The sequence below is a fragment of the Flavobacterium nitrogenifigens genome, from assembly GCF_003254565.1.
GTDB classification, from domain to species: domain Bacteria; phylum Bacteroidota; class Bacteroidia; order Flavobacteriales; family Flavobacteriaceae; genus Flavobacterium; species Flavobacterium nitrogenifigens.
In genome coordinates, this window is record NZ_QJRI01000168.1 from 86816 (window position 1) to 105009 (window position 18194).

The following is an 18194-nucleotide window of genomic DNA, read 5'->3' on the forward strand; positions in this document are numbered from 1 at the left end:
CTTTTTAATTAACATTGCTAATTAATGCGCGATCTAAATGTACGTAACCTCCATCCACAAAAACAAATTGTCCTGTAGTATGCGATGATTTTTCAGAAATGATAAAAAGAGCCGTATCTGCAATTTCTTCTGTTTTAGTCATTCGACTTTCTAATGGAATCGCTTTACTAATTTTTTTCAAAACTGCCTCTCCATCTGGCAAAGTTTTAATCCAATCTTCGTAAGCAGGCGTATAACTTTCAGCAATAATAATGGCATTCGAACGAATTCCGTACTGAATCAAATCTACCGCCCATTCTCTTGTTAAACCTAAAACTCCACCTTTCGCAGCAGCGTAACCAGAAGTTCCACCCTGCCCTGTTAAAGCTACTTTTGAACCAATATTTAAGATATTTCCTTTTGATTCTTTTAAGTATGGAAGCGCATATTTAGCCAATAAAAAATAACTTACTACATTCAATTTCAATGAATTCATAAAATCCTCGTAGCTCGAATCTAATCCTGCGCCATCATTTACACCAACGTTATTAATTATGGCATCAATTCTGCCGTATTTAGCTCCAATTACTTTTACAGCATTTTCTATCGCAACAGGATCGGTTACGTCAGCCTGTACAAATAAGGAATTAACACCTCTTTTCTGAAGTCTTTCAACATATTCGAAACCTCTTGCGTTTCTGTCCACCAAAACCGGAATGGCACCTTCGTCCGCCAATCGGTTTACAATCGTTTCTCCGATACTGCCTTCTTTTCCAGCCGAACCAGAAACGACAACTATTTTATTTTTTAAGTTTAAATCCATTTTTTTAGGTATTTAAAGTTAAACCCGACAGGTTTTAAAACCTGTCGGGTTTATTCGTAAAATTTATTCTATTTCAATTAACGCCTTAATCACATTATTCTTCGGATCAATCAGATTCCCAAAATCAGTAATCATTTCATCAAAACTTGTTCTGTGAGTAATGTATTTCTTGGGATCAATTTTTCCTTCTTTCAAACATTTCATTACATATTCGAAATCTTCGATTGTTGCATTTCGGCTACTCATTAAAGTCGATTCTCTTTTGTGGAAATCAGGATGACTGAAACTTAATTCGCCTTTTTGAAGTCCAACCAAAACAAATCTTCCACCATGCGAAATATAATTAAAAGCGCTGTTCATTACTTTCTGATTTCCAGTTGCATCAATTACCACATTTGCCATATCGCCATTTGTCAATTCAGCTAATTTTTGTGCAACATCATCGTTTAACGGATTAATCGTTTCATCAGCATTTAGTTCTGTTTTACAGAAATTTAATCTGTAATCGTTAATGTCCATTACAATTACTTTTGCTCCAGCAATTTTAGCAAACTGAATCAAACCAATTCCGATTGGTCCTGCTCCCATTACCAAAACAGTATCAGTGGGTTTTACAGCCGCTCTTCTTACTCCGTGCGCTGCAATTGCTAAAGGTTCAACCAAAGCCAATTCATCATAATCTAAACCTTGACCGTGCAATAAATATTGTTCCGGAATCGAAACATATTCAGCCATTCCGCCGTCAATATGAACACCAAAAACTTTGATATTCACACAGCAGTTTGTTAAGCCGTTTCTACAAGCGACACATTTTCCGCAATTGAAATACGGAATAAAGGTTACTTTATCTCCCGGTTTAAAACCTGCTGTATTTCCTTTTACATATTCTGCTGCCAATTCGTGACCTAAAATTCTTGGATATTCAAAATAAGGCTGAGTTCCCCCAAAAGCGTGAATATCAGTCCCACAGATTCCGATTCTTTTAATTTTCAATAAAACTTCTCCCTCTTTTGGTTCTGGAATATTGGTTTCTTTTAATAGAAATTCCTGCGGTTTTTCGCAAACTATATATTTCATTTTTCGTTTTTCGTTTTGTTTAAATATCTAATTAAACGCGGATGATACAGATTCGCTATCGCGAAGACACGGATTAAACGGATTTTTCATTAATTTTTTAAATATAAAATCCGTTTAAATCTGCGTTTTTACGAAGTAAATCCGTTTTATCCGCGTCACCATTGCTAGTAAAGTAACAGATAGTTATATTACTTTTTATAAGCTACAGCTTTCTGTTTGCTTGTTCCTAAACCTTCAATTCCAAGTTCAACAACATCGCCGGCTTTAATATAAATCGGATCTGGTTTAATACCTAAACCAACTCCCGGAGGCGTTCCTGTACTGATAATATCGCCTGGAAGCAAAGTCATAAACTGACTTAAATAATGTACCAGATAAGGAATTTTGAAAACTAGATTTAGTGTATTACTGTCTTGGTATTTTTTACCATTTACCGTCAGCCACATCTTTAAATTATCAACATCAGCAATTTCCTCTTTTGTAGCCAAAAATGGTCCAAGAGGCGCAAAAGTGTCGCTTCCTTTTCCTTTTGCCCATTGTCCGCCACGCTCTAATTGAAAAGCTCTTTCGCTATAATCATTCAATAAAGCATAACCAGCTACATAATCTAAAGCTTCAGCTTCTTCAACATAACTTGCTTTTTTACCAACGATGAATGCTAATTCCACTTCCCAGTCTGTTTTTTCGCTATTCTTTGGAATAATCAAATCATCGTCTGGACCGCACAAAGAAGTTGTTGATTTAAAGAAAATAATTGGTTCTGTCGGAATCGGAGCGTTGGTTTCTTTGCAGTGATCAATATAATTTAAACCAATGCAGATAATTTTTGAAGGTCTCGCCACTGGCGAACCCAAACGTACAGAAGCATCTACTTCTGGTAAAGTTGGATTGCTTTCTAATGCTTTTTGTAATTTTTCTAATCCGTTTTCTTCAAAGAAACTTTCGTTAAAATCGGTTACAATCGAAGAAACATCATATCTCTTTTCTCCAATCAAAACTCCTGGTTTCTCTTTTCCGATTTCTCCAAAACGTATTAATTTCATAATCGTATATTTTTAATTGTTAGTTTATTTTTTCTGATGAAAAACCTTCATCAATCGTATAATCATCTTAGAAATTCTACTTCTTATCCATTCGAAATCATGTAAAAAAGTAAATCAAAATTAATAAATGTAAAAAACACAATTACAAAAATACTTTTTAAAAATTAATATCCGAGATATATTTCATTTTCCACCTTTAAAAATGATCAAACTTCAATAAATTATAACATTTTTTAAACGGTTTGTAAAAAATTATATCACTTTTAATCACTTTATGTAAAAAAGATTTCTTAAAAATAAATGATTTCTTGTTCATATCAATCTTATTCCTACTTTTGTAATTGTATTTTTTACATTTATTAATACAATCGATTACATTGTCAAAAAATCCCATACAAAATGATAAAATTAAAAGGCATAACATGGAATCATACAAGAGGTTTGCTTCCTATGGTTGCTACATCGCAGCGTTTTACAGAATTACATCCTGAAGTTGAAATTTCTTGGGAGAAAAGAAGTCTACAAGAATTTGCAGATGCTTCTATCGAAGACTTGGCCAAAAGGTTCGATTTATTGGTAATCGATCATCCTTGGACAGGTTTTGGAGCGCAAACCAAAGCGATTCTTCCGTTATCTGATTATTTATCTAACGAATATATTAAAGATCAAGAAAGTAATACTGTCGGAAAATCGTACGGAAGTTATGTTTTTCACGACAAATTATGGGCGCTTCCAATTGACGCTGCAACTCCGGTTGCCTCTGCCCGCTTGGATATTTTTGAAAAAAATAATTTAGAAGTTCCGAAAAATTATGATGATTTATTGGCTTTAGCGAAAAAAGGTTTAGTTGCCTTTGCTGGAATTCCAGTAGATGTTTTAATGAGTTTTTATATGTTTTGCTGCAGTTTGGGTGAAGCTCCTTTTCTTTCTGAAGAAAAAGTGATTTCTGAAACAACAGGAATCAAAGCGCTTCAAATGTTTAGAGAATTAGCTCAATTAATTGATACTAAAAACTTTAACCGTAATCCAATTCAGGTTTATGAAGCGATGGTCAATTCAGACGAAATTGCGTATTGCCCGTTTGCTTATGGTTATTCTAACTATTCTCGCATTGGCTACAGCCAAAACCTTCTACATTTTTATGATTTAGTAAAATTGAATGATAATCCAATGATTTCTTCTTTGGGAGGAACTGGATTGGCTGTTTCTTCATTTAGCGAACATACTGAAACTGCCATAAAATATGCTGAATTTACGTGTTCATCACAAGTTCAGCAGAATATTTATACTGATAATGGTGGTCAGCCAGGACATTTGCAAGCTTGGAAAAGCGAAAGAATTAATGGAGTGACACACGATTATTTCAAAAATACTTTACCAGCTTTAGAGCGCGCTTTCCTTCGTCCGAGATATTATGGTCACATGTATTTCCAAGATCATGCTGGAGATGTGGTTCGTAATTATTTGATGAATGGCGGAGACGAATCAAAAGTGTTAGAAGAAATGAATTCCCTTTACGCGGAATCTCTAAAAATCCAGACCTTATGAGACCTTTAGAAGGATTAATTGTTCTGGAATTCTGTCAGTTTCTGGCTGGACCTTCGGCTGGATTAAAACTAGCCGACTTGGGCGCACGCGTTATCAAAATTGAGCGTCCTGTAAAAGGTGAAGCCTGCAGACAATTGAGCATCAAAGATTTATTTGTAGACGATAGCAGTTTGCTTTTTCATACCATAAACAGAAATAAAGAATCTTTTGCAGCCGATTTAAAAAATCCCGACGATTTGGTTTTAATCAAAAAACTAATCGAAAAGGCTGATATTATGACGCATAATTTCAGACCTGGAGTGATGGAAAAAATCGGTTTAGATTTTGAAAATACGCTTGCTATAAATCCGCAACTTATTTACGGAACCATTACAGGTTACGGAAATGAAGGCCCGTGGGCAAAAAAACCGGGACAAGATTTATTGCTACAATCGCTTTCTGGATTAAGCTGGTTAAGCGGACGCAAAAGTCAAGGCCCAGTTCCTTTTGGTTTGGCTGTAGCCGATTTAATGTGCGGGAATCATTTTGTACAAGGAATTTTAGCAGCGCTTTTAAAAAGAGCCAAAACTAAAAAAGGCGTTTTGGTTGAAGTCAGTTTGCTAGAATCTATTCTCGATGTACAATTCGAAGCCATTACTTCTTTCTTAAATGATGGCGGTCAATTGCCTGAACGTGGCGATATTAAAGGAAGTGCACATGCTTTTTTAAGTGCGCCTTACGGAGTTTACCAAACACAAGACGGCTATTTGTCTCTTGCAATGGGCGATTTGCTTTTTATTGGAAAAACGTTAGGTTTAGATTTAAATGCCTTTGCAGATAAACATCTTTGGTTTGAAAAGCGCGACGAAATCAGAACGATTTTGAGCGAAAGAATTCAAACCCAAACATCTGATTATTGGATTGAAATCTTGCAGAAAGAAGGTATTTGGTGCGGAAAAGTTTTCAATTACGAAGAACTGGACAATCAGCCTTTTGTAACTGAATTACAGCTAAAACAAACCGTAAAAAATACCGAAGGTGAAACTTTGGTAACAACCAGAAGTCCGATACAATTGGATGGAGAAATTTTGCTAAGCGAAAAAGCAGCACCAAAAGTAGGACAGGACAATTTGAAAATACACGAACAGTTTATTCGCTAGATTGTTGAATCGTTTATTTGTTTAATCGTTTAATCGTATTAAACAAATCGACGAATTAACGGTTAAACAAATACAACGATTAAACGATTAAACCATAAAAACGGTTAAACAGAAAAAATGAAACCATTAGAAGATTATTTAATTGTAGATTTCAGTCAGTTTCTTTCGGGCCCGTCGGCGAGTTTGCGTTTGGCCGATTTGGGAGCGCGTGTGATAAAAATTGAAAAACCGGGAACGGGAGATATCTGCCGTACTTTATATACTTCTGATTTGATTATGAACGGCGAATCGTCTGTTTTTCATACCATCAACAGAAACAAAGAATCTTTTGCGATTGATTTTAAACAGCCAGAGGAACTTCAAAAATTAAAAAAATTATTAGCCAAAGCTGATGTTGTGATGCATAATTTCAGACCCGGAGTTATGGAGCGCATTGGTTTGAGTTATGACGATGTAAAAAGCATTAATCCAAATGTGATTTATGGTTCGATTTCAGGTTTTGGAGAACATCCAGACTTGAAAGATTTGCCTGGTCAGGATTTACTTTTGCAATCTTTAACGGCTTTAACTTGGCTGAGTGGCAATCAAGAAGATGGTCCAGTTCCGATGGGATTATCGATTGTAGATATGCTTGCAGGAGCGCATTTGGCACAAGGAATTTTAGCGGCTTTATACCGAAAAGCAACGCATAATATTGGCGCACAAATTCAAGTCAGTATGCTGGAATCGGCATTTGATTTTCAATTTGAAACGATTACGACCTATTTTAATGATGGAGGAGAATTGCCTGTTCGAACGAAAACCAATAACGCACACGCTTATTTGGGCGCGCCATACGGAATTTACAAAACCATAAACGGTTATTTAGCGCTTGCAATGGGATCTATTCCTGTTTTGGCTTCTCTGCTGCAATGCGATGCTTTATTGGCTTTTCCTGAAAATAAATTTACGCTTAGAGACGAAATCAAAAATATTCTTGCCGATCATTTGCAAACGCAAGAAACACAATTTTGGCTGGATATTTTAGAACCCGCAGACATTTGGTGCGCAGGAGTTTTAAACTATCAGCAGCTATTTGCTGAAGATGGATTTAAGGTTTTGAATTTCACTCAACAAGTCGAAATGTTGGACGGCTACACTTATAAAACAACGCGCTGTCCGATAAAAATTGACGGCGAATATCTGACTTCAGGAAAAGGTTCTCCAAAACTGGGTCAGGACAACGAGAAAATTATTAAAGAATTTATAGACTGTTAATGGAAAAGATTAGAATCGCCGTTCGTAAATTCGATCCTTTCGAAAGTACACTTCGAAAATTATGGGATGCATTTTCACTTCAAAACAATATAAAAATGGAAGCTGAAATGGTTGCATTAGAACTTCATGATTTATATGAAACCACGATTTCAGAAAAGGGTTTAAAAGAAGGAAAATGGGATATTGCTCATATCAATACTGATTGGATTTTTGATGCTGCAAACGAAAATGCGGTTCTTAATTTATTTTCATTAATTGGAGAAAATCCGCCAGAAAATTATCCTTTTGGATGGCATAAATCGCTTTTGCACCTGCAGAAATTAAGCAATGGCATTTTCGGACTTCCTTTTCACGACGGTCCTGAATGTCTGATTTATCGAAAAGATTTGTTCGAAAACGAAACAGAAAAAGAGAATTTCAAAAAACAGTTTGGTTACGAACTTTCTACACCAAAAACTTGGCAAGAATTCTCAGAAATAGCAACATTTTTTAATCGTCCCGAGCAAAATTTATACGGTGCTGTTTTTGCCAATTATCCAGACGGACACAATATGGTTTTCGATTTTTGCCTGCAATTATGGACACGCGGCGGTTCTTTATTAAACAAAAAAAATCAGATTGACATTCATAACGTAGCGGCGATAAAAGCATTGGATTTTTATCGAAAAATGGTCAATGATGTAACTGCGGTTCATCCAAAATCGAGAGAATTTGGTTCGGTTGAAGCAGGTTTGGCTTTCGCCGAAGGACAAGCCGCCATGGCCATAAACTGGTTTGGATTTGCTTCTATGGCAGAAGTGATTGAAGAATCGAAAGTGAAAGGAAAAATCGATATCACTTCCCTCCCATCCGATCCAGGTCATAAAACGGCTTCTTTGAATGTATATTGGCTGTACACTATTGGTTCTGGGAGTAAACACAAAAAACTGGCTTACGATTTTTTAAGATTTGCTACTACACCTGAAAGTGATAAATTATTGACCACAGAAGGCGGAATCGGATGCAGGAAATCGACTTGGAAAGATGAAGAAATCAATACTTTGATTCCATTTTATCATAAACTGGAAATGCTTCATGAAAATGCATTAACACTACCTCAAACACCAATCTGGCCAAAAGTAGCCGAACTTATTGACGGCACTGTTTTAAAAGCCATTGAAACAGATATTTCATCAGATATACTTTTAGAGGAAACTCAGAAAAAAATTAAAGAATTAAGTCAAGGAACAACATTACACAGCTCTGTCAAAAATTAAACTTGACAGTCTTAATTTCAAAATATAGAAAAAATGAATATTCAATATAAACCTTTACTTCCTCAAACAGAACAGCCCATTGTGATTATTGGAGCGAGCGGTATTGTAAAAGATGCCCATCTTCCTGCTTACGAAATGGCTGGTTTTAAAGTTTTTGGCATTACCAACAGAACTATTTCGAAAGCATACGATTTACAGAAACAATTCAAAATCGATTATGTTTTTGAAAGTGTTGCCGATGCAGTAAAAAATGCGCCTTCAAACGCTGTTTACGATATTACCGTTTTACCTGATCAATACATCGAAATTTTAGAACAATTGCCTGACGGCGCTGCAGTTTTGATTCAGAAACCAATGGGAAATGATTTGGCTCAAGCACGTGAGATTGTCGAAGTCTGCGAAAGAAAAAATTTAGTTGCTGCTATTAACTTCCAACTGCGTTTTGCGTCGTTTGTAAGTGTTGCCAGATATTTAATCGATCAGGGAATTATTGGCGAATTATATGATTTAGAATTTAAAGTTACCGTAAATACACCTTGGGAATTGTTTCCTTTAATTAAAGAACATCCGAGATTGGAGATTCTTTTCCATAGCGTTCATTATATTGACTGCATTCGATCTTTTCTGGGAAATCCTAAAAGTGTTTATGCTAAAACAGCCAAACATCCGCTTAAAAAATTATCTTCCAGCCGATCTACGATTATTCTAGATTATGGCGAAGATAAACATGTTGTGATCAATACGAATCACGATCATCACTTTGGTCCAAAACACGAAGAAAGTTACATCAAATGGGAAGGAACAAAAGGCGCTGTTAAAGCAAAAATGGGCTTGTTGATGAACTATCCTGACGGTCTTCCTGATGTTTTTGAATACGCGCTGCCAAAAAAAGATAATGAAAATGAATATGAATGGACAGAAGTAAAACTAGAAGGTTCGTGGTTTCCAGAAGCTTTTATTGGTGCAATGTCTAATCTAATGCGTTACAAAGAGGGTTCTGACCAAAAATTATCAGCAAGTGTTCAAGATGTTTTGAACACAATGAAAGTTGTAGAAGCTTGTTATGAAAGTAACAAAAACGGCGGAATTTCTTTTGATGAAGTGTAATTAAAACACTATATTTCAAAACCAAAAAACAAAATTTAAGTCCTCTTCAAAACAAACCTGATTTTGAAATCTATTTGAAAGAGCTGACGAATAAAAAGAATAAATTATGTATTTTAAATCGACTTTTTTCGAAGATTATCAAATCGACGACAAACGAGTAACTTTAGGCAGAACCATTACAGAAACTGATTTTGTAGTTCACGCTGGACACACTGGAGATTTCTTTCCGCACCACATGGACGAAGAATGGTGCAAAACTCAGCCATTCGGACAAAGGATTGCGCACGGAACCATGGTTTTTGCGATCGGAATTGGATTAACAGCATCTGAAATAAATCCTGAAGCTTTTTCTAGAGGTTACGACAAAATGCGTTTTGTAAAACCAGTTCATATTGGTGACACTATTCATTCTGAAATTACAATTTCTGAAAAAGGAGAAGCCAAAAATCCTGAAATGGGAACTGTTACAGAACACGTGGAAATCATTAACCAAAGAGGTGAAGTCGTTTTGGTATGTGATCATCTATTGCTTGTGAAGAAAAGGTCCTAAGATGCTAAGATTCTAAGGTGCTAAGGTTTTAAAAACTTTGAGTCTTAGTGCCTTCGTGGCAAAAGAAAAAAACTTAGAATCTCAGCACCTCAGAACCTTAGAACCTATAAAAAAATAAACTAAAAAACTATCTAAATGCAAATTACAAACCAAGCCGGCGATCAACATGAAGTGCCAACAGAAGGAGGAAATCAAAAACAATATCTTCTGCCTTTTATCCTCGTTACATGCCTATTTTTTCTGTGGGGAATGGCCCACAACTTAGATTCAGTTTTAATTCCGCACTTGAAAAAAGCGTGCGAATTAAACAATCGCCAATCTACTCTAATTGATACTTCTGTATTCTTTGCTTATTTTATCATGGCAATTCCTGCGGGAATGCTTATTAAAAGATTTGGTTATAAAAACAGTATCATTACTGGATTATTAGTTTTTGCAGCAGGAGCATTTTTGTTCGTTCCAGCAGCTAATACCAGAACTTACGAACTGTTCTTATTTGCACTTTTTGTAATTGGATGCGGTTTAACGATTTTAGAAACTAGTGCAAACCCTTACGCAGCAATATTAGGACCTGCGGAATCCTCTTCTAAAAGATTGAATTTAGCAGCTTCTTTCAACGGATTGGCTGCCATGGTTGCTCCAATTGTAGGTTCGTTATTTATTCTTTCAGGAACCAATCATACACCAGAACAAATGGCAGCAATGCCTGAGGCAGAAAAAGTGGCTTATTTATTAGGCGAAGCAGCTTCTGTAAAAATGCCTTATATTGTTTTAGGAAGTATCTTAGTTTTGGTTGCTATTATATTTTACTTTGTACAACTGCCTTCAATGAAAGCGACTCATGCAGAAGCTGAAATTAAACCTGGATTTTTCTCTGTTTTAAAATTCAGACATTTAAGCTGGGGCGTTATTGCCCAATTTTTTTATGTTGGAGCTCAAGTTTGCATTACAAGTTTCTTCATCAGAATTGCACAGCAAGGTGCTGGATTAGACGAAAAAACTGCTGGATATTATTTAGGAATCTATGGTTTCCTTTTTATGGCAGGACGTTTTATTGGAACTTTCTTTTTACGTTTTGTAAAAGATTATGTTTTATTGTCAATCTACTGCGTAATGAGCGTTTTACTTTGTTTAGTAGCGATTTACGGTTCTGGAATTGTGGTTATTTACGCTCTTGGCGGAATCGGGTTCTTTATGTCAATTATGTTTCCAACTATTTTTTCTTTAGGAATTAAAGGCTTAAAATCGAACACGGAAACGGGTTCTTCTTGGTTGGTAATGTCGATTGTTGGTGGCGCTATTATTCCTTACGGAATGGGAACTTTAATCGATATGAATCACGATGATATTCAGTCAGGATATATTATTCCGCTAGTTTGTTTCTTGATTATTCTTTCTTTTGGGGCTTTTGGTCATAAAGTGAAAACGGTTTCTGAATAGTTTTTTTGCCACTCCCGATAGCTATCGGGATATAGGATTAAAAAGGATTTTTTTTGCCACAACCCGAGCGATAGCGAACAGGCGAAGCAATTACACGAATTAACACGAATTTTTATTTTTAAAAATATCAATTGCCTCCAGCTAAAGCTGGAGGTTTTTTGTTTTTTTTGGAAATAAAAGGCTTTAGCCAAACTTTTGCGCCTAGTTTGGCTAAAGCCAATAAATGTAGAATCTAGTAACCTCCAGCTAAAGCTGGAGGCAATTCATTTTAGCCATGAATTAGCATAAATTAAAACCTTTTATAAAAATAAAATTCGTGTTAATTCGTGCAATTGCTTCGCCTGTTCGCTATCGCTCGGGTAGTGGCTATAAAAAATCAAAAACGCCTCCAATTGGAGGCGTTTTCTTTAGTCATGTTTATTAATGGTGTTTGCCATTACCGTGATCGTGGTTCTTGTCTGACTTATTCTTTCCTTGGCTGTTTCCGTTGCCATTGTTCCCACTATTTCCTTTATCATTTCCGTAGTGGTTTCCGTTGTTGCCTTTTGGCTTTTCACCTCTATTTTTTTGAGGTTTTCCGTGGTAACCTTTCGGATATTCAGCTCTATGTTTTGAATGATAGTAATAAGGAGAATTTCCTCTATAATCAGTCAAAACTACTTTGTATCCTGAATACAAATCATAGTTTCTATATATAGACGGAAGTCTTCTTTCACGAATCCATTTTCCGCTATTGGCATAAATAAATACACTTTGATTTATATCATAATACACATCGATATCTGGCAAATAATAGTATCTGCTGTTGTCGTAACCTTGCGGCCCCCAATTTGGAGGAGTACCAATATTTACATTTACTGATACTTGAGCTTGAGCAAAAAATGCACTCATAAAAAGCACTGAGGCGAATATTAACTTTTTCATGTCTTTAGAATTTAAATGTTAACTGTAATAGATATTAATCGAAATTAATGCCAAAGATTTGTGATTCAAGCATTCATTATACAAAATTACGAAACTAATCGACGAATAGTGTTTTTTAAACGATGTACTTTTAAAAAAACCGTCTCAGATTTTGAGACGGTTTTTATCATTATAAACAATTATTTCCAACCACCACCCAACGCTCTGTACAAATTAATAACAGCTTGCAATTTTTGCAGATTATCATTTACTCCGTTTAATTGCGCCGCTAAAAGGTTTTGCTGAGATGTTAATACATCTGTATAGTTAGTTGCAGAACTATATTCTAAAAGTTCTTGCGTAAAGTCTACTGCTTTCTCTAAAGCTGCAATTTGTTTCGCTCTAGAATCTTCTTTTTCAACAGCCATTTGGTACGCATACAAGGCATTTGAAACTTCCTGACCTGCTACTAAAAGACTTTGCTGGAAATTATTATATGCTTGTAATTGTTGTGACTGCGCTGTAGTCAATCTCATTTTATTTAAGCCGTTATTGAATAAAGGCTGTGTTAGTCCTCCAATAATCGAATAAAAGATAGAATGGCTAAAGAAATCATTCAATTCTAAATTTGAAAATCCTGTGCTTGCTGTAAGCGTCAGACTTGGATAAAAATATGTTTTAGCCAAATTAGTTGATTCAAAAGCGACTCTGAAATTAAATTCCGCTTGACGGACATCTGGACGGTTATTTAATAACTGAGCAGGCATTCCGATTGCAATTTTTTCAGGAATAATCTGTGTTCCTAAAACGCCTCTATCAATTGGTCCTGGCCCTTGTCCAAGCAAAATATTTAAAGCATTTTCAGTTTCACGAATGCTTTGCTTCAAGTCTGGAATTAAAACTTCAGCCGCATGCTGATTGGCCTCACTCTGAACAACAGCCGCACCAGTTACAATTGCTCCTTCTTTTAAAGCTTTTATGGTTTCAACGTTTTCTATACGGCTTTTTAATGTTTCTTCCGTAATTTTTAACGATTCATCATAAGATAATAACAAGAAGTAATTATTGGCAATATCAGCAATTAATTGCGTCTGAACGGCTTGTTTTGCAGCATCAGAAGCTAAATAAGTTGCTAGAGCCGCTCTTTTAGAACTACTTAATTTTCCCCATACATCAATCTCCCAAGAACTGCTTACACCTAATTTGTAAGTTGTAGTTAGAGTATTAATGTTGATTCCTGCTGGAAAGTTTAATCCTGCCTGAGATTGTTTGTTATGCGTTACATTAGCGTCCAACTGCAAGCTTGGGTAATAAGCCAATTTACTCTGACGCAGAGAAGCTCTTGCCTGAACAATATTCTCAATTGCATTTTTCAGATTCAAGTTTTGTTCTAAACCTTTCTGGATTAATGCATTTAATTTTTCATCTTTAAAAACAGTATTCCAAGGCATGTCTGCAATTGTAGTCGAATCTGTTGTAGATTGATCACGATACAATTGGTCTGTTTTTAATGTTGTGGGACGTTCGTATTTTTTGGTAACAGAGCACGCACTAATAAGTGCGGCTGTCATTACCAGTAAAATATATTTATTTGAACTATTCGTCATTTTTGTTGTAATTTAAATTTACTCTTTGTGAGTTTCTATTAAATGAATTTCGTCTTCATCTTCGTCTTCATCATCATAACCATCTTTCGCTGGACCGCTTACCTTTTCTTGTAAAGTTTGGAAAATGATAAACAGAACTGGAATAACAAATACTCCTAAAATGGTTCCTATTAACATACCCCCAACGGCACCAGTACCAATAGATTTATTACCAACAGCTCCCGCTCCAGAAGCAAACATTAACGGAACTAATCCTAAAATAAAGGCAAACGAAGTCATCAAAATTGGACGTAAACGCGCTACTGCTCCATCAATTGCCGCTTGCACAATCGGAAGTCCTTTTCTTCTTCTATCCAAAGCAAATTCGACAATCAAAATACCGTTCTTCGCCAGAAGTCCGATCAGCATGATTAAGGAAATCTGCAGGTAAATGTTACTATTTAATTTAAAAATAATCGAGAATAAATACGCTCCTGCTAATCCAAACGGAATTGATAATAATACCGCAAATGGCAAAATGTAACTTTCGTATTGTGCACTTAGTAAGAAATAAACGAAAACCAAACATAAAAGGAAAATGAAAATTGTTTCACTTCCTGATGCTAATTCCTCACGTGTTAAACCTGAGAATTCATACCCATAACCTGCTGGAAGGTTTTCTGCAGCCACTTCTTGGATGGCTTTAATAGCATCTCCAGAACTGTAGCCTGGTTTTGGTGCTCCTGTAATCGAAATTGACGTAAATAAATTAAATCGCGAAATAGATTCTGGTCCAAAAACTCTTGTCATTTTTACAAACTCTGTAATTGGCGCCATGTTTCCTGCGCTATTTCTAACGAAAATCTTATTCAACCCTTCCGTATTCGTTCTAAATTCTGGAGCTGCCTGAACCATTACACGGTATTGTTTCCCGAATTTGTTGAAATTCGAAGCGTACAATCCACCGTAATATCCTTGCATGGTTGATAGAATCGTATTTACAGAAACTCCCGCATCTTTCGCTTTCGCTAAATTAATATCCATCATATACTGAGGGAAACCAGGGTTAAATGGCGTTGTCGCATATTGAATTTCTGGACGCTCAGATAATTTCGCTAAGAATTCATTATTCACTTTATAGAACTCAGAAGTCGTATGTCCACCTTTATCTTGCAATTGGAATTCGAATCCACCACTTTGTCCAAAACCTTGAATAGTTGGAGGCGAAATAAAGAAAATATTGGCTTCGCGAATACCACTTGTTTTAGCAAAAAGCTGCCCAATTACATCATCAACACTAAGCTCTCGCTGATCCCAAGGATATAATTTTACAATAACCATACTGTACGCACTACCCGCTCCTGCAGTAAAGTTCTGTCCGACAATACGAAGTGTATTTTTAACTCCCGGAATGGTTTTCGCAATACTATCAACTCTTTTTGCAATAATATCTGAACGCTCCATAGAAGCCGATGGCGGTAAGCTGATATTAGCGAAAACAGTTCCCTGATCCTCTGACGGAACGAAAGCAGATGGAGTCGTTTTCATCATATAAACTAAAGCGACACCAGCAATTACAATAGAAGCCAATGCAATCCATTTTTTTGCAGAAAGGAAACTTACAGAACGTTTGTATCTTGCTGTAACATTGTCGAATGCCACGTTAAATGAAGTATAAAAACGCTGTAAATAACTTTTATGTTTATGATCATCAGCATGCGGTTTCAATAAAAGCGCACACAAAGCCGGACTCAAAGTCAAGGCATTTACCGCCGAAAGAATAATAGCAACTGCCAGCGTAATACCAAACTGCTTGTAGAAAACCCCAGTTGATCCGTTAATAAATGTTACTGGAATAAATACCGCCGCCATTACTAATGTAATCGAAATAATCGCTCCCGAAATTTCGTCCATTGCATGAATCGTCGCTTTTTTAGCCGATTTATATCCGTGATCCAGTTTGGCGTGAACGGCCTCGACGACGACAATCGCATCATCGACCACAATACCAATGGCAAGTACCATCGCAAAAAGCGTCAATAAGTTAATCGTAAATCCGAATAAATTCAGGAAGAAGAATGTACCCACAATCGCAACCGGAACCGCAATTGCTGGAATTAAAGTCGATCTAAAATCTTGAAGGAAAATAAATACTACGATAAAAACCAAAATAAAGGCTTCAACCAAAGTGTGAATTACTTTTTCAATAGAAGCATCCAAGTTTTCGTTAACGTCCACCATAATGGTGTATTTCATTCCTTTTGGAAAACTTTTAGCTGCTTCTTCAATCAGTTTTTTAGAATTGATAATTACATCACGCGCGTTTGATCCAGGAGTCTGGCTGATTGCCATTGCTGCCGATTCTACGCCATTTGTTTTAATCGTTTGAGCATAACTTAAAGATCCTAACTCTACTTTAGCTACATCTTTAAGCCTTAACATCTGTCCGTTTCCAACAGATTTGATAACAATATCTTCAAATTCCTGAGCGCTTGTTAAACGTCCTTTGTATTTAATTACATATTGAAATGCCTGATTTCCATTTTCACCAAATTTACCCGGTGCTGCTTCGATATTTTGTTCTGCTAAAGCTGCCGAAATATCACTTGGAATCAATTTGTATTGTTGCATTACGTCTGGTTTCAGCCAGATTCTCATTGAGTAATCTTTGGCACCAAAAACGGTTACATCTCCTACCCCAACCACACGCTGAATTTGCGGTACAAGATTGATCTTTGCATAGTTTTGAAGAAACGTCTGATCGTAAGCTTTATCATCACTGTATAAAGAGAAAATCAACAAGTTACTACTCTGGCTTTTGGTTACTGTAACCCCCGCCTGAGTTACCTCTACAGGCAATAAACTTGTTGCTCTAGAAACCCTGTTCTGAACGTTTACCGCTGCTAAGTCAGGATTTGTTCCTACTTTAAAGAAAACTTTGATCGATGCGTTGCCATCATTTGTTGCTGTAGAAGTCATGTACGTCATGTTTTCTACACCATTAATCTGTTCCTCAAGCGGAATTACGATACTTTTAAGTACCACATCAGCATTGGCTCCAGTATAGCTTGCCGCAACGTTTACCGTTGGTGGCGCGATATCCGGATATTGGGAAATCGGTAACTCGATTAGGCCTAAAACACCTAAAATAACGATAATAACAGATATTACCGTCGAGAGTACGGGTCTTTGTATAAATCTTTTAAACATTTTTTTTATTTTAAATCGGCGTAAACTGCTTCCGTGCTTTGATTTTGGGCTTTAATTTCAGTTCCTTCTTTTAATGAGGCTACTCCTTCTAATACGATTTCATCACCAGGATTTAATCCGCTTGTTACCACGTAATAGTTTCCAGCCGAATTGTCCAATACTGTGATATTAGCATTTCTTGTCTTTTTGTCTTTTCCTAAAACAACTGCGAACATTTTATCCTGAAGTTCAAATGTGGCACTTTGAGGAATTATAATGGCATCTTTTACATAATTCGGAATTTGCACGGTTGTACTGCTTCCGCTTCTGATAATTCCTTTTGGATTTGGGAAACGTGCTCTAAAATTTACCGTACCTGTTTCTGTATTAATTAATCCGTTTACCGTTTCAATATTTCCTTTTTGATCATAAGCTGAACCGTCTGAAAGCAATAAAGAAACTGCTGGCATGCTTTTTATCTTTTGGTTTAATGAACCTCCCGCATCTTTAGTAAAATTCAACAGTGCTTTTTCATTCATTGCAAAATAAGCGTATACATTACCAATACTCGAAACGGTTGTTAAAGGTTCGGTTGTATTAGAACTTACCAAACTTCCTAAACGGAAAGGAATTGAACCTACAACTCCATTTACAGGACTTGTTACAGTTGTATATCCTAAGTTAACTTTAGCATTTACTAAAGCTGCATTCGCCTGCGCTAAAGATGCCATAGCTGACTCATAAGTATATTGAGCCGATTCTAAATCGTATTTGCTAATAATTCCTTTTTCAACCAATGGTTTCACTTTGTTTACAGCCAGTTTTGCTGTACTTACTTCTGCCTGAGCACTTTTTATGCTTGCTGTTGCAGTACGAACTTGCTGCTCATATTCTGGAGCGCTGATTTTAAACAATGGCTGTCCTGCTTTGACTACAGCACCTTCATCAACAAAAATTTTATCAATATAACCTTCAACTCTAGGGCGAATTTCTATGTTTTGTTGTCCTTGAATACTAGCAGGAAAATCGCTGTTTAATGTCGCTGATTTTGTCTGTAAAGTCACAGTCTTGTATTCTTTAATCTGCGGCGCACCTCCGGCTTGAGCCGATTTATCATTTTTACCGCAAGAAGCGATAATAAGTGATGCTGCGAGAATGCTTAAAAATGATTGCTTATTCATTGTGAAAAATGTGTAATTATCGATTATATGCCAACAAAAGAAATAAAATATAACACACGAAATTTTTCAAATAGACGAAGAGCAAGAGACAATCGATAAAGGTAAGATGAGAACCG

At 36.1% G+C, this 18194-nt stretch carries 14 protein-coding genes; 7 read left to right on the plus strand and 7 right to left on the minus strand.

What is annotated here, in order from left to right; translation table 11 throughout:
* Positions 1–4 precede the first annotated feature (4 nt).
* From DM397_RS06610 to DM397_RS06620, 3 genes are all read right to left on the minus strand, one after another.
* Positions 5–802, minus strand: coding sequence for an SDR family oxidoreductase (locus DM397_RS06610; RefSeq protein ID WP_111376774.1), 798 nt, complete (start codon positions 800–802; stop codon positions 5–7).
* 63 nt (positions 803–865) lie between these two features.
* The gene (locus DM397_RS06615; protein ID WP_111376775.1) at positions 866–1879 is read right to left on the minus strand and encodes a zinc-binding alcohol dehydrogenase family protein; all 1014 of its coding nucleotides are present in this window, start codon (positions 1877–1879) and stop codon (positions 866–868) included.
* Positions 1880–2067: 188 nt separating this feature from the next.
* The gene (locus DM397_RS06620; protein ID WP_111376776.1) at positions 2068–2922 is read right to left on the minus strand and encodes a fumarylacetoacetate hydrolase family protein; all 855 of its coding nucleotides are present in this window, start codon (positions 2920–2922) and stop codon (positions 2068–2070) included.
* Between the two features lie 399 nt (positions 2923–3321).
* On the opposite strand from DM397_RS06620, the gene DM397_RS06625 reads away from it, so the two are divergent.
* The 7 genes from DM397_RS06625 to fucP all read left to right on the plus strand — a co-directional run bounded on the left by DM397_RS06625 (position 3322) and on the right by fucP (position 11219).
* Entirely contained in the window at positions 3322–4470 is a 1149-nt protein-coding gene (locus DM397_RS06625) for an ABC transporter substrate-binding protein (RefSeq protein WP_111376777.1), read from the plus strand.
* Positions 4467–5609, plus strand: coding sequence for a CaiB/BaiF CoA transferase family protein (locus tag DM397_RS06630; RefSeq protein WP_111376778.1), 1143 nt, complete (start codon positions 4467–4469; stop codon positions 5607–5609). The genes DM397_RS06625 and DM397_RS06630 overlap by 4 nt, the downstream gene beginning before the upstream one ends.
* 117 nt (positions 5610–5726) lie before the next feature.
* Positions 5727–6866 carry a CaiB/BaiF CoA transferase family protein gene (locus DM397_RS06635; RefSeq protein ID WP_111376779.1) on the plus strand — a complete coding sequence of 380 codons (1140 nt, stop codon included), beginning with the start codon at positions 5727–5729 and terminating at the stop codon, positions 6864–6866.
* A complete protein-coding gene (locus tag DM397_RS06640) occupies positions 6866–8122 on the plus strand; it encodes an extracellular solute-binding protein (protein WP_111376780.1) in 1257 nt (418 codons plus the stop codon). The genes DM397_RS06635 and DM397_RS06640 overlap by 1 nt, the downstream gene beginning before the upstream one ends.
* 33 nt (positions 8123–8155) lie before the next feature.
* On the plus strand, positions 8156–9229 hold the full coding sequence (locus DM397_RS06645) for a Gfo/Idh/MocA family protein (RefSeq protein WP_111376781.1): 1074 nt from the start codon (positions 8156–8158) through the stop codon (positions 9227–9229).
* 106 nt (positions 9230–9335) lie between these two features.
* The gene (locus DM397_RS06650) at positions 9336–9779 is read left to right on the plus strand and encodes a MaoC/PaaZ C-terminal domain-containing protein (RefSeq protein WP_111376782.1); all 444 of its coding nucleotides are present in this window, start codon (positions 9336–9338) and stop codon (positions 9777–9779) included.
* A gap of 135 nt (positions 9780–9914) precedes the next feature.
* The gene (gene fucP, locus DM397_RS06655) at positions 9915–11219 is read left to right on the plus strand and encodes an L-fucose:H+ symporter permease (protein ID WP_111376783.1); all 1305 of its coding nucleotides are present in this window, start codon (positions 9915–9917) and stop codon (positions 11217–11219) included.
* Positions 11220–11639: 420 nt separating this feature from the next.
* On the opposite strand, the gene DM397_RS06660 is transcribed toward fucP, so the two are convergent.
* The 4 genes from DM397_RS06660 to DM397_RS06675 all read right to left on the minus strand — a co-directional run bounded on the left by DM397_RS06660 (position 11640) and on the right by DM397_RS06675 (position 18078).
* Positions 11640–12143, minus strand: a complete 504-nt coding sequence (locus DM397_RS06660) for a hypothetical protein (protein ID WP_111376784.1) — start codon at positions 12141–12143, stop codon at positions 11640–11642.
* 179 nt (positions 12144–12322) lie between these two features.
* Positions 12323–13729 carry an efflux transporter outer membrane subunit gene (locus DM397_RS06665; protein ID WP_111376785.1) on the minus strand — a complete coding sequence of 469 codons (1407 nt, stop codon included), beginning with the start codon at positions 13727–13729 and terminating at the stop codon, positions 12323–12325.
* Between the two features lie 18 nt (positions 13730–13747).
* Positions 13748–16918 carry an efflux RND transporter permease subunit gene (locus tag DM397_RS06670; protein WP_111376786.1) on the minus strand — a complete coding sequence of 1057 codons (3171 nt, stop codon included), beginning with the start codon at positions 16916–16918 and terminating at the stop codon, positions 13748–13750.
* 5 nt (positions 16919–16923) lie between these two features.
* The gene (locus DM397_RS06675; protein WP_111376787.1) at positions 16924–18078 is read right to left on the minus strand and encodes an efflux RND transporter periplasmic adaptor subunit; all 1155 of its coding nucleotides are present in this window, start codon (positions 18076–18078) and stop codon (positions 16924–16926) included.
* Positions 18079–18194: the final 116 nt, after the last annotated feature.